Consider the following 12,813-nt stretch of genomic DNA (forward strand, 5'->3'; position numbering starts at 1 on the left):
TTGAGAGGGAGATTAGGATTCCCGGTATCCCTGACTATGCGGTTCAAAGCAGCCCTCACCATAGACCCATCAGCCATAGGCTCTCCCCGATAAGGCGCTGGTTCTGGATAGATGACCCAGGATAGGCCACCACTTCGAAGGTGATGTTGACGGTCGCAGTCCCAGCGGGGATCACGAAAGCATCTTGGAAGGTCACACTCATTGGCGCTCTATTCGTACCCACAGGGAACGAGGCTGTGGACGTAGCCCTAGCTACTTCAGTGCCGTTGAGCTTGCACAACAATATGAGCCCTATCGTGCCGGCTCCGGAAACCTCTGCTAGACCTGTGAGTGGTTTGATGCAGACCATGTTTCTGGCTCGCTTGTAACCTGCCAAAGAGAAGTTACCTGACGCCCTGATCATCCTTGTGATATCACCCACAATCCGATCCGCTTCCAACGTCCCCAGGACCACGCAATCGGCAGCAATCGTGCAGTTGTTCATGGTCATGTTCTTCACATAACCGCCTTCTGCACGAAGTCGATTGGTATAGATGCTGCCGTCCGCATAGATCATCGTGTACCAGCCGAATCCCCAACTGGCATAAGGCCCGCCTTTACCGAACCCTGCTGCCCCACCAGACAGGAAGGCATTGCCCATATCGATGGAACCGCCCGAGATCGCAGGCGCCGACATGCTGACCCCTGCTTTGATGTAGTCCGCCGTGATTTTCTCGGACGTCAGGATCTGGATAGTGGCCTTGCGGATGATGGCCTCTGCAATGACCGCCTGGCCATTGTCGATGGCAAACAGCGGCGCCATGGGCGTTGAGCTATTCGGGTTGAATACGAACACCTGGGAAGCAGAGATAGCCACCTGACTCGTGCCGTCAGAGTTTGCAATCAACCCTATCCCGGCAGTGATCTGGCCCGCGCTGGCTTTCGCTGTCCACATGGCCTGGGCACCATTTTGCAAGTCGGCAATAGCTTGGCTCTGGAGTTGAACGGCGGCGGCATTGGCTGCAATCCTCGGGTCGTCAGTGGCAACCCAAGCAGTACCACTGTAACGATACGGCCTGTTGTTGTTGGCTGTGTCAAACCACAGATCACCGGTGCCCATCGCTGACCCTGGGGCAGTGGCTTGGAAGAACGTTTTATTCTTGCTACCTGCAACAGCAGACACCGTATCAATCTGGCTGCCGAGGGCTTGCATCGCATCGGCACGGGCGACTGACTCTGCCGTGATCTGGCCTTGGAGTTGCTGATCTCCCTGCTGATAGTTTGCCGTTACCTGCTGGATCTGCTGTGCCATGGCCGAATCTGCATCAGCCCGCGCCTTCACTTCGTCATTGATGGCAGCAGTATTTCTCGCAACACCCTGTGCGACTTGATCAGCGCTTGCCTGAGCTGCGGCGGCGGCTTGAGCTGCATCGATCGCGACCTTGTCTGTTACTGCAACCCAGGCTGACCCACTCCACCGCTTCGGAGTGTTGATGCCGCTGGTCGTATCAATCCAGAGATTCTGAGCAAGCCGATCTGCTACTGCTGGAGCTGCTGACTGAATGAGCACCTTGCCCTTTCCATTGGCTATCCCCGCAGCAGCCGCTGAATCCTCTTTTGCCTGGTTTGCACTAATCTGGGCTCCTGCCGCAGCGGTGCCCGCCGATTCTGCTGTGGCCTTCACCTGACTCAATTGCTCAGAAAGGGACTGGTTTGCTTCAGCACTAACACGGGACACTTCATCGATGCTGGCCGCCAGGGCCTGCTCCGCCCCCTTGAACTCTGCATCCAAGGTGGACAACTGTTCAGCCAGCGCGCTATCAGCATCGCTCCGCGCCCGCACTTCAGCTGCAACAGCAGCATTCGTCGCGGCGTCCGCCGCTTTGAACTCGCTATCAACAACACTGATCCGCTGTGACAGCGCCTCATCAGCCGTCGCCCTGGTCAACTGCTCATTGGTGATCTGCGCCCTGATCTCCCCATTCTCAGCATCAAACTCAGCGGTCAGTTGCTCAACAGTCCTGGCTTGCGCCTCCTGTTGATTCGCCAGCGTGCTCTGCTGTTGGAGAATGACGCCGCGAGCCTTTCGGTTCTCTCGGTCACGTTCATCCCCGGCCAAGGCACCTTCAACCTGGCTGACGGCACCGACAACGATCTCCGACTCCATCTTGTCCTGGCGTTGGCTGAGCGAGACCTCATTGCTCACCACGGCCTGCTGGAGTTCTGTGATGCTGGCTGAGTTCTCTCCAACCGTCACATCAAGGGTACTGATCCGCTCACCAAGCGCTCGGTCGGAATCTGCCAGGGCCTTGCTCGACTCGGAGAGGGAGGCAGACAGCGCCGTATCGGCGGCCTTGAACGCAGCATCTACAGTGCTGATCTGCTGGGCAAGCGCCTCATCTTTTGTTGCCCGAGCCAGCTCCTCGGCCGCAACCCTCGCATTCGTATCCGCGAGGTCGCTACTGAACTGCGCCTCCACTTCGACAACTCGCCTCGAAATGGCCTCATCGGCGGTGACCCTGGACAACGCCTCCTGAGTGATGTTTGCCCCAAGTTCTGCCGTCGAGTTCGTTAACTCGGCGGCCAACTGGTCTTGACGCAAGGACAGGGCCTCGTCCACGGCGGCGCTCGACTGTGCCAGCGACCGGATATCGGCATTGGCCTGAGCATCAGCCGCCTTGAACTCCGTTGCGACGTTATCAATCCGCTTCGCCAGTGCCGAATCAGCATCAGAGGCCACCTTCTCAACCGACGAAATCCTGGCCTGAGTGGCGGCATCCTTCGCTTCAAACTTCACTTCCATGTCTGCTGTGCGCTGAGCCTGGGCCTGCTGCTCCGTCAGGATTACCCTCTGCTCTGTACGGATGGCCCCGAACGCCTTCCGCGTCTCCCGATCCCGCTCATCCACGGCCAGGGCACCATCGATCGCAGCAGATGCATTGTCATCGTCTTGCCCACGCTGCAGCTCAAGCTCCGCAGTGATGACGTCGAGGCGGCCAGCAGTGATACCACCGTCATCTTCGATGATTTCCTCGAGCGCCTGGATCTTGGCTTCGGAAGTCCCTGCCCTCACTTCGAGCCCGCTGACCCGCTGCGCTGTCACCTGATCGCTTTCCGCCGAGACCCGCGCCAGCTCAGTGATACTGGCCTGAAGAGTCTCGTCACCCTGGGTGATCTGGGCCGCAAGCCCATCAAGGCGCTGCGCCTGGGAACTCAGCTCATCGGTATGCACCGTCAGTTTGCTTTCTGCATTGGCAAGTCGCACACCCTGGGCATCCACCTCCTGCTTGGTCGCTTTCTGAGTCAGCTCCCCTTTTGTCGCATCAAGCTCCTGACCGATCTGGGTAACCCGCTGCTGTTCGCCTGTGAACTCCCCCCGGGTGACGGTTTGGCTCAGGCTGGCGTCCAAGCCGTTGATGCGCTGCTCTGCCTCAGTAATCCGCGACCCCTGACTGTCAACGGTGACATTGTCTGCCTTGCTGGTGATCTGGCCAGTGACGGCATCAAGCTCCTGCTGAACTTCAGTAATGGAAGTGTGAAGCTCCTCTCGCACCGCATTGACCGCATCCATCGTGATGCTGCCGTTTTCTGGATCCACGACAAACACAGCATCGCGGAACGAGTCGAAATCACCCTTGTACTTATCGAGCTTCGCATTCAAGCGATCCTGCACTAGGCCGATCTCAATGCTCGACATCCCCAGTTGCTGCTGGGCATCATCCAGCAGCTCTTGAGCTACCTTCTGGCGCTCATCCAGCCCGGCCAACTCCTGCTCAATACTGGGGATCTTGTCCTCGATGGCAGCGACCTTGGGACGAATAACCTCGATCTCATCAACCTTTGGCTTCAGGATCGTAATATCCAGCTGTAGTTGGGGGACTTGTTCTATGGGCCCCAGCAGCGCCTGGGCCAGGTGGCTCTCCTCTATCTTCCCCTGCAGTTCGTCGAGAATGTCCTGCACATCCCGGCTGGTTTCAGCCTTAACGCCCTGCATACCCTGGAAGGGACCCTTGTCATCCTTGCCGTTGACGAAGCGCACCCAGTAGTAAAACGTGGCACCCTTGCCAATGGCGTCAGAGAAGAGATTGGCCGAAGAGGTCCCCACCAGGGTGGCCTCGGCTTGGTTGTCACTCTCAGCTCGCCAGATCTCGGCGTGAGCATGCCCCCGGTACTGCGGCGGATCCCACTCAACAAGGACCGTGTGAAATGCGCCATTGGCGATCACATTGACCGGGGCGTGGGGAAACTCCATCTGGCCCGGAGGGAAAAGGTCTGGGTTCTTGCCGGGGACATAAACGCCGCCAGCACCAGGGCGCAGCGTAGACAACCCCAATGCCGCCAGCTCCCGGAACGTGACTGCCTTATCAAGGCGATCGCCACGCTGCCCAGTGAGCAGCTCTACGTTCTCGGCTGTTGCGGCCTGGTCACGGCCGGCGCGATATGCGGGTTTCTTGGCCATCAGTTCACCATCTCCGCCATGCTGCTCGCGAGAGTGATGCGGCTCACCACCGAGGTACCGAAGACCTCTATCTGCCAGAACTGGCCACGCACAGGGGGCAACCTGAACGCCCCGGGCACCAGGTTGCCAGGGGACAGCTCCATCACCTGCTCCCCGTCAACGAACAACTTGATCCCGACCAAGCCAACATCCTGAGCCAACACCCGGCAGCAATTGAAAGACGTTCCCTCTGGCACCATAAAGCGCTTAGATCGCCAGACAAGCTGGCCATTGCTGGCGCTCCCGCCGCGCCAAATCTGCAAGCTTCGGCCCTTGGCAACGTAGAGGGAGTCGCTCTCCATATCGGAGACAGCCGCATCCCACCGGTTCGTCAGCTCACGCAAGTCGCCACTTTTCGGGTCAAAGATGAATGCGTGAGTGTCAGTCATGCCCACATATTTGCCCTCGTGGTGCCATGCCCGCATAGTTTCAGGCTTCATGGTGCGCCACTGCTTGCGGGTGATGATCTGCTCGGTCACTACCTGCCCACCGTTGGCGCCGATGCCTACCAGCCCGTCCGGGGAGGCATAGAGCACCACCCCATCCATGGCGACCATTGAGCGCCCGCTGATGCAGGCTTGCGGCAGTTGGCTCAGCTTCTGGGTGGTCACGGATGCCGGGCTCACGCCCTGGGCAAGATAGGGGTATCCCTTGGTCCCGATCACCAAGGTGGTATCGATGGCAGCGATCGCCACGATGTCGTGCTCAGTGGTCAGCCGGTACTTCTCCGGCCAGGCGTAGGGAAGGTAGGGTTCGCACAGGTAGAGGGAGTTGCCAGCAAACCCCGCACACATACCATTCGCCATTTGACACATGCCGCGCATGCCATCCGGCGGCATGGTGTAGTCGTAGGTCTCCAGCGCGGCGCCCAGCTCCCCATCCTCCCGGGTATCGACAAACGAAGCTTGGGCAATGGGCAGCTCGGCGACCAGCAGGTAATCAGCCAAGCCGCCACCGGAAACTGACCGGTATATCCGGCGCTTGGTGATGTTACTGTTCTGGGTTGTTGGTGGGCTCAGCATCAAGGTGACGGATGACCCTGGGATCCCGATGTTCACCTTTCCACTGGCCGGGCCCGGGGGACCTTCCTCCCCCATCGCAGTGACGAAGGTGTCCACATAGAAGCGGGTTTCGTCATCGGTGAGATCATCATCTACCCCTCCGGCAGGCGGGGTGATGGCGCCAATCCCGACCGGAACACCTGGTGCTGGAATGCCTAGCCGATACCATGCCGTCGGCTTGTTGCTGCCGCCTGTGGCGATCTGGGCATGAGTCACCTTGGGGTATTCGCCATCCGTGTAGTAAACCCGGCCATACTGGTCCTGGGCAATCGGGGAGCGAATGGCCTCCACCACCTTGTTCCAGGCGAACCAGTGCTGACCATAATGAAAGAGCGTGGTAGGCACGATAGGTAATTCCACGCCCGCGCTGGCGTCATCTTCCAGCGGAGAGATAACGCCATGGTCGAAATGGCAGTCACGCGCAATCACCGCGACTTCATCAGACAAAAGGTGTGGCTCCACGCGCGGCATAGTCCCTCGCATGGTGACGATATCGAGTATGGGCATGGGGATCTCAGAGAGGCAGAAACGAAAAAGCCCCACTCGGGAGAGCAGGGCCATGATGGGTAAATCCTAACGCCGGGAGCGCCAGGAGGCAAGACTCACGCGCCTACAGAACTCGAGGCCCAGATATACTGCGGGGTTTCTACTGCGATCGTCACCGGCGCCAGGGCGGCGGCCATCGCGGGGTCTTCGGTGCGCACATTGGCGTGATAGCCGGGTACGGGCTCACGCACCTCCAGCTCGATGCCATCGACGGTCTGCACCGTGCCAGTGGGGCGGGTGACCATGCCAGGCGGCAGCAGTTGCAGCGAGGCGGTAGGGTGATAGAGAGCCCCTGTCTCGCCGTCTTTGAGAAAGCCGGCGGCCAGCAGGGCTTTGGTCATGGCGGCCTTGTCGGCCGCCTTGAGGTTGAGGTCGATGAAATCGGTCATGCTACCGCCTTGAGTTGATCGTCCGTGAGTGCCCGGTGCCAGATGCGCAGATTGCGGATGTGGCCATACATGGGTGAACCTCCGTTGGCGGCGGCCCCTATGTCGATATTTGAGGTTGCGCCCAGCGGCCCTGTCGCCACATAAGAGGTAATGGGTTTGCCCGTGATTTTCAGGGCGTGCCGGGTAGGTGTTGTCGCTGCTACAGCAGTGGCACCATAGGCTGTGCTGGGGTTTGCGACTTTCAGCGCATTTGTACCTGCCATTGTGTGGAACTCCCCCCCGTTATCAGAGACAACCTGGAAGAGGTATCGCGGTATTACCGGGGAGGAATACTCAATCAGCCGTTGTTGCGGCAGCAAAATGCTCAACACATCGTAATTGAGGGCCACAGTGATCTCTCGTTCCGAGACATTCCGAGCCCACGGCAGCCTTACAACGTCTCTCCCTCGCGTGACTGCCGCCCCATTTGTTGGGATGTAGGAGCTGGCGAAAGGAAGGGCTTCAATCTGAGCCCCCCACAGCCAGATCTCCACGTTCTTGGTATTAACATACCAACGCAAGGAGCGATCCCCTTCCTTGTAGGTTTGCGTCACCTGATAACGACGCCATGGAGTGTTACCTGGAACCTGGAATACAACCGACCCAGTAGACCCGCCAATTCGAATAAGAAACTCAACGGCGGTGGCATTTTCGTTCTTGGCGTAGAAACTGAATGTGTATGTCACGCCATCGGTCAGCTCAGGAATACCCCGATTTAAACCGTCACCGGCAAATGCCACTTTCATTGCGGCATTCGACCCATCAGGGGCCAATCCGTACGCATGGGTGTTACCAGATGAATTAGGTGCAATCCATCCAGCCAAGTTCTGCGGGAAATTACTCGTCGGGATGAGGTTCGTGCTCTGCCCTTCAATCAGCAGCCCCTCTTTCTCGAACCTCGGTTCGTTTACTGCTGCCGTTTTCAGGAGGCCATCCTTGCCGATATAGGTGGCCGTGGTGCTGCGGGAGAAATCCACCATTCTCGCCACCACATCCGATCCGACCAGCACATCACGCCCAAACCCCGTGAGCAGGCGCAGGCTGTCAGAGAGCGGCGCCCACACATCCGGCAGTGGGAGGGCAGACGCTGCGACAATATCGCCAGCCAGGGCCGCGCTTGCTGCTGCCTTGTCCGCCTCCGTCTTGGCGCGAGCCGCCTGCCCCTCCCCCTCGCTGGTCACACGCTTCCACGGGATCAGTGTTTGCTTGGTACCATCCGGTGCAGTCACCTCAACAGTGGCGGCAGTGCTCGTCAGCAGCGCCTGGAAGGCATCGCTCTGTTGCTGATAGGCACTCAGTGTGGCGGTCAGTCGGCGGGCGAACTCAGGGACGGAATCTGAGAAAGTCGTGATGATCTCGTAGGCCTTGCCCGTGGCAGTAACGCCACGGTAGGCCTGTACCAGATAGATCTCGGTGTTGGACACCACGTAGTCCACCTCGTAGACATCCACCGAGGTACCACTGGTGATACAAAAAAGGTGGCCCTTGGCCACCCCGTTCTTGGTGTCTGCGAAGGTGGTCCCGGTACCGGTCACCTTCTTGTTGCCATTGGTGACGGCCACCGTACCGTCACGCTTCCACACTCCAGCCATGACGCCCCCTTATTGCCCGGTCACGCGGGAGAAGCCTTCGGTCTTGCGCTGCTCTAAGTTGGCGTCAACCTGGGTCTTTTCACCCAACTGCTGCAGGTAGGCGTTGTAGTGGCCGACAGCCCGATTGGAGTTGGCGCTGTATTCGGAGTCCTTCGAGAAGGCCCGGTACATGATGAAGTCGATAAGCGGGTTGATGTAGATGTCATCCAGATCGGCCAGCGCCGGAGTGCCCACGTTTTCCACGTCCGCCAGCACCTTAGATTGCGGCGCCACGGAGTAGATCACATCCACCTTCACTGCGGCGGCGGGGCCCGGGTAGAGATAGAAGTTCTTGGGGTCCCGATCGTCATAGGTGTAGGCGGCCACGCTGGTGCCATCCTTACCTGCATGCCAGTCCGGGTAACTGTCATCGAGAGCGCGCCGCGGCACAAAGCGAATCACTTTGCCGTCGGCGTTTCGCAGCACCTCGATCAGCCGCAGGGCATCTGCTGGCAGAGTCTGCTTGGTACCAGCGGCGCAGTTGAACTGAACGTTCTTGGTGTGGGCGTCAGGACGCATCAACACGATCGCCTTTGCGGCATCGTTGTAGTAGTCCAACAGCTCCTGCTTGGGCCAGCGAACCCAGGTGCGATCATTGAGCAGGGTATTTACCCGCTTCAAGATCGAGTCAACGTTAACGGTTGCCATGTGTGGAGTCCTTTAGAAAAAAGTGTGTTTGCGGGGCGGGTTGTGGAATTCGACCTGGGTCGGGGCGCTGTGCTCTTTGCGGAACCGGCCAGCGCGACGCCAACCTTCGACAAACTCAGTCCGGTGGTATTCTGCCCGCTTAGGGTCAGACCAGGGGCGGTCTGGCTGGGCGTAGAGCAAAGCAGCGACGCCATGGGCAATGGCATCGGCGTGATCGTGGTAGAGCTGGGCTGGGAGCTCGGTGGCGTTCTTGGCCGGGGCAGCCACATACCAGATCCGCACATTGCAGAGATCTGTCAGGATGCTCAGCTCATTGGCCGACATGGCGAAGAAGTCTTGCCCGCTGACAAATGGCGCGCCCCCTTCTCCGGTCAGGTGCAGCACATTGCACGATGTCATCCCGCTGATGTTGCAGACCTCCACCAGGCTGCCGGCTGACGCGCTGGGCAGCAGTCGGTCAAGGGTCAGCAAGGCCGACTCCCGGCAGAACGTGATGGCCGCCTCTGTGACGGCCTCACTCAGCATGACTTCGAGCGGGCCGGTGATGTGCAGCCTGACAGTGGGCAGGAACTGCTCACGCGACACCATCTGCATGCTATTCCCCCTGCTCTGCCAGCTTGGCCTTCAGGGCATCACGCACGCGCACCCGGTATTCGGACACCTTCTCTTGCGGGCCCTGCGGCTCGATATCCAGTTCTTCCCCCTCCACCAAGGTGGCCAGTTGGGCAGAGGTCATCTTGGCCAGATCGCGCTCACCGACCACCATGCTCTGCTCTTCGGCCAGGCGGGCAGCTTCAGCGGCGAGGCGCTCCAGTTCCTGGGCTTCCATCTCGGCGGCAGTCTCCTGACGCGCCAACTCGCCAGCCAGTGCCTCATGGCGGATCCAGACTGTCGGGAACTCGAGCAGTTGCATGGCGATGTGACTCTCCACATCCACCGCGATATGGCGCGGGAAGACCAGGCGGCTGCCGGTGACCGTGTCTTTCTTGCTCGGCTTGTCGCCGATGTAAACCACGGCAATCTTGTCGCTCATGGCGATGACTCCTATTTAGAAACGAAAAAGCCCGGCACGGGGCCGGGCGGACAGTGATCGGCAGCCTTACAGGTTGCCGACTACCTCGTAATGCAGTTTGAGCTTGACCGTGCCCGTCGCAGCGCCGCCGCCAACGGTGAGGGTGAGCTCCTGGTCAGGCTCGGTCATCAGGTCATCGACCGGGTAATACTTTGCCACCGCCCCCACCGTACTCTCGGCGTTGATGATGGTGGTCGTGCCGATCTTGGCTGTGATGGTGGTACTCGCGCCCAGCGCAGTGCTGAACATCGTCACCCCCACCACTTTCAGGTTGGGCTCCACATTGTCGCCGTATGCGACAACATCGCCAGCGGGTACCGCAGCCAGCTTGGCCACCAGGGTCGGGGAGATAGAGAGGTTGCCGAATGCGCCGACAAACCAGCGGTACGCTCGGGCGATCAGGGTAATCTTGGCCATGATATGGCTCCTTGTCTGGTCAGATAGTGATGTGATGGGGCCGTGAAGCCCCATGGGTCAGCGGCTTAGCGGGCGATGGCGCTCACCGCGGTATCCAGCACCATGCAGCCATGGTCCTGAATGTTGCCGTTGCGCTGCTTGAAGCGGATCTTCTGCAGACCGGACACCCAGCTGATGGAGATCTCGGTGCTGTTGCCGTGGTCGGTCTTCTCTTCGTGCATGCCGAAAGAGCCCCCCTGCTCGCCAGAGCCAAAGGCATTGGCCAGCGCCTGGCCGCCCAGCAGCACGGCGCGGTCGATCAGGGTGCCCGCAACCTTGTTCACTTCCGCCCCTGTCGCGGAGTTGGCGGCACACACCTTGACGATGCTGCCCTGGTTGAAGCGGATCGGCATGCCCTTGTAGGGCTTGACCAGGATGCCGCGCCACATGGCGCCTTCCCCGCGGAAGATGGGGTGATTCCAGCCCTTGCTACGCTCCGTCGCGGAAGCCAGCATTGCCTGCCAGTCCTTGCCGGAGCTGGAGGTGTAGAAGTCGTGCCACTGGCGCGGGGTCACGTAGAGCACGTAGAGCGGCTCACCACCGGACGGGTCAGCCACCATGCGGATCGGCTGGATGGGGTTGGCCATCTCGGCCAGGTAGAGCGCCATGTTGTCCACACAGCCGAGGTTGAAGCGATCCGCCGCATCAAGGGCTTCGAAGCTGGTCGCATCACCACCGAAGAAGTGGCGCTCGTAGGTCGGCGCGGTCAGCTCGTTGATCATGATGTCGGCAAACTCGGGATCATCGGCCAGCGGCAGGATGATATCGGTGGCCGAGTAATCCCCGCGAGCACCGGCCAGCTGTGCAAAGCCACGCTGGTCAACCAGGCGACCGTAGTAGCCATCGCCCAGCAGCACGCGAGCCGTCTTGATCAGGTCGTGCTTGGTGCGCTTCTGGCTCATCTTGCCGCCTGCGTCCACACCGTGGCGGGTCTGGTTGATCTTGAGCGAGAAGTCCGCGAAGGACATGCTCTCGAGGCGCCCTGCCAGCTTCTTGTCACCCATGGTCGGGCGGCCAGACAGTTGGTGGAACAGCTGCATGTCCACTTCATCCCCGGCGCCTTTACCGAGGTCGGTGATGCGCACCACGGGGGCGCCGGCGCTGGTCTGTTTGCCGCCGTTGACCTTGGCACCCTTGGGGGCCTCTTCGGTCAGCATGTTCACCAGCGAGTGAGAACGGTTGGCCGCCGTAAACAGTGCGGCCTGCAAAATCTTGTTGGCTTGCGCCGAGGTGACTTGGGTCATGGTCCTCTCCTACATAAAAACAAAAACCCCGACACAGTGGTCGGGGTTGGCTTATTGAAATAGGTGGTAGGTTAGTACCCGGCCTGCTCCAGCAGCGCCTCCATCTGGGCGTCCGTCATGGCGCCCATCTCGCCGATAAGCTCGGTCTGAGACATGGCGCCAAAGCGCTCCACTCCAGTAGGGGCGGCATGATGGGTCTGGCCGAGTGCCGAAGGGCTGGACGGGATGAAATCGGCAGGCTTATCCGCCTCCTTGCCGGGTGCCTTGGTGGGAGGAATAACCTCATCACCAAAGGCCAGCTTGGTGCGGCGCGCCGCCTCTGCGAATCGCTCATCCAGCGACTTGCCTTGCCACGCGGGATCAGCCTGGAGCTTCTCATCGACGATGATGGCGAAGTCGAAACGGTCCTGGTCCTTTTCCCGCCAGCTCACCAGATCAGGTACCGCCTGCAGTGCGGCCTGTACCGGGTTGAGGGTGGGTTGAACCTGCTGCGGGGCGACCTGGGGCTCCAGCTTTTGGAGCTTGCGGGCAATGGCGGCGATGGACTTGCCGAGATCCGGGTAGTCCTGCGCCAACTGCTCGAGCTCCTCCTGGCTGATGTCGTCGGGGTCCACGTCGGGGTTGATCCCGTGCTTCTCCATCAGCGCCTGCAGCTTGTCCCGCTCGGCTTGGGCCTGCTGCGACTGAGCCAGCTGCTCACGCAGTTGCTTGGCTTCATTGCGCGCCTGCTCCAGCACTTCATACGGGATGGTGTGTTGACCGCTCTTGGCCAGGATCACCTTCTCAGGCTCCGCGACCCCTTCACCGCCCTGCTCGGTGCTGCCCTGTTCGTTACCGGCTGCCACCTCGCCCGCCGACGGCGCGGGTTGTACGTCCGTTTGCTCGGTGCCAGTGCCATCATCCAGCTCGCTATCGGGCTCACGCTCGATCGCTTCCAGCATGGCTTCCAGTTCGTCCAGGCTCTCAGTGCCGTTCAGGTCGTCGATGTTCATATCCATGGTTGTCCTCGTGGGTTTTCAGTGGGTGGTATCGCTGCCCAAGCGGGGGAAGGCTCTCGGTGAAAGCCCTCTCCGGCTGGAGCTGGGCACAAAAAAACCAGCTCGAGGCTGGTCCATAAAAAAAGCCCGCGGGAGGGCGGGCTTAAAACAAGTACGGGAGTCATTAGACTCACCACAAATCATACTCAAAGGGAGTCAGTTACGCTACTGATTGACAACTCAACCAAAGAAAAGGCCCAATCTCGACAGACT

The 12,813-nt window shown here is 59.9% G+C and carries 10 protein-coding genes; all 10 read right to left on the reverse strand.

The window, feature by feature from the left end:
- Nucleotides 1–55: 55 nt before the first annotated feature.
- The 10 genes from I6L48_RS16535 to I6L48_RS16580 all read right to left on the reverse strand — a co-directional run bounded on the left by I6L48_RS16535 (nt 56) and on the right by I6L48_RS16580 (nt 12,561).
- Nucleotides 56–4,438, reverse strand: coding sequence for a DUF1983 domain-containing protein (locus I6L48_RS16535; protein ID WP_216987466.1), 4,383 nt, complete (start codon nt 4,436–4,438; stop codon nt 56–58).
- Nucleotides 4,438–6,099 carry a hypothetical protein gene (locus I6L48_RS16540; protein ID WP_216987467.1) on the reverse strand — a complete coding sequence of 554 codons (1,662 nt, stop codon included), beginning with the start codon at nt 6,097–6,099 and terminating at the stop codon, nt 4,438–4,440. The genes I6L48_RS16535 and I6L48_RS16540 overlap by 1 nt, the downstream gene beginning before the upstream one ends.
- A 41-nt stretch (nt 6,100–6,140) precedes the next feature.
- Complete coding sequence (locus I6L48_RS16545; RefSeq protein WP_216987468.1) at nt 6,141–6,473, reverse strand: hypothetical protein; 333 nt, start codon at nt 6,471–6,473, stop codon at nt 6,141–6,143.
- Nucleotides 6,470–8,104, reverse strand: coding sequence for a LamG domain-containing protein (locus tag I6L48_RS16550; RefSeq protein WP_216987469.1), 1,635 nt, complete (start codon nt 8,102–8,104; stop codon nt 6,470–6,472). The genes I6L48_RS16545 and I6L48_RS16550 overlap by 4 nt, the downstream gene beginning before the upstream one ends.
- 9 nt (nt 8,105–8,113) lie before the next feature.
- Entirely contained in the window at nt 8,114–8,791 is a 678-nt protein-coding gene (locus I6L48_RS16555) for a DUF6682 family protein (RefSeq protein ID WP_216987470.1), read from the reverse strand.
- A 12-nt stretch (nt 8,792–8,803) separates the two neighbouring features.
- Nucleotides 8,804–9,385 (reverse strand): hypothetical protein, encoded by a 582-nt coding sequence (locus I6L48_RS16560; RefSeq protein WP_216987471.1) that lies wholly within the window; start codon nt 9,383–9,385, stop codon nt 8,804–8,806.
- A 1-nt stretch (nt 9,386) separates the two neighbouring features.
- Nucleotides 9,387–9,824, reverse strand: a complete 438-nt coding sequence (locus tag I6L48_RS16565; RefSeq protein ID WP_216987472.1) for a hypothetical protein — start codon at nt 9,822–9,824, stop codon at nt 9,387–9,389.
- Nucleotides 9,825–9,890: 66 nt separating this feature from the next.
- Entirely contained in the window at nt 9,891–10,280 is a 390-nt protein-coding gene (locus tag I6L48_RS16570; protein WP_043129234.1) for a hypothetical protein, read from the reverse strand.
- Nucleotides 10,281–10,345: 65 nt separating this feature from the next.
- Complete coding sequence (locus I6L48_RS16575) at nt 10,346–11,563, reverse strand: DUF4043 family protein (RefSeq protein ID WP_216987473.1); 1,218 nt, start codon at nt 11,561–11,563, stop codon at nt 10,346–10,348.
- A gap of 71 nt (nt 11,564–11,634) precedes the next feature.
- Complete coding sequence (locus tag I6L48_RS16580) at nt 11,635–12,561, reverse strand: hypothetical protein (RefSeq protein WP_216987474.1); 927 nt, start codon at nt 12,559–12,561, stop codon at nt 11,635–11,637.
- Between the last annotated feature and the right edge of the window lie 252 nt (nt 12,562–12,813).

This window comes from Aeromonas sp. FDAARGOS 1418 (genome assembly GCF_019048585.1).
Taxonomy (GTDB): domain Bacteria; phylum Pseudomonadota; class Gammaproteobacteria; order Enterobacterales; family Aeromonadaceae; genus Aeromonas; species Aeromonas caviae.

Excerpts from the sequence above, each read along its gene's own strand:
- I6L48_RS16535 (WP_216987466.1), bottom strand. The coding sequence starts at position 4,438 with ATGGCCAAGAAACCCGCATATCGCGCCGGCCGTGACCAGGCCGCAACA.
- I6L48_RS16540 (WP_216987467.1), bottom strand. The coding sequence starts at position 6,099 with ATGGCCCTGCTCTCCCGAGTGGGGCTTTTTCGTTTCTGCCTCTCTGAG.
- I6L48_RS16545 (WP_216987468.1), bottom strand. The coding sequence starts at position 6,473 with ATGACCGATTTCATCGACCTCAACCTCAAGGCGGCCGACAAGGCCGCC.
- I6L48_RS16550 (WP_216987469.1), bottom strand. The coding sequence starts at position 8,104 with ATGGCTGGAGTGTGGAAGCGTGACGGTACGGTGGCCGTCACCAATGGC.
- I6L48_RS16555 (WP_216987470.1), bottom strand. The coding sequence starts at position 8,791 with ATGGCAACCGTTAACGTTGACTCGATCTTGAAGCGGGTAAATACCCTG.
- I6L48_RS16560 (WP_216987471.1), bottom strand. The coding sequence starts at position 9,385 with ATGCAGATGGTGTCGCGTGAGCAGTTCCTGCCCACTGTCAGGCTGCAC.
- I6L48_RS16565 (WP_216987472.1), bottom strand. The coding sequence starts at position 9,824 with ATGAGCGACAAGATTGCCGTGGTTTACATCGGCGACAAGCCGAGCAAG.
- I6L48_RS16570 (WP_043129234.1), bottom strand. The coding sequence starts at position 10,280 with ATGGCCAAGATTACCCTGATCGCCCGAGCGTACCGCTGGTTTGTCGGC.
- I6L48_RS16575 (WP_216987473.1), bottom strand. The coding sequence starts at position 11,563 with ATGACCCAAGTCACCTCGGCGCAAGCCAACAAGATTTTGCAGGCCGCA.
- I6L48_RS16580 (WP_216987474.1), bottom strand. The coding sequence starts at position 12,561 with ATGGATATGAACATCGACGACCTGAACGGCACTGAGAGCCTGGACGAA.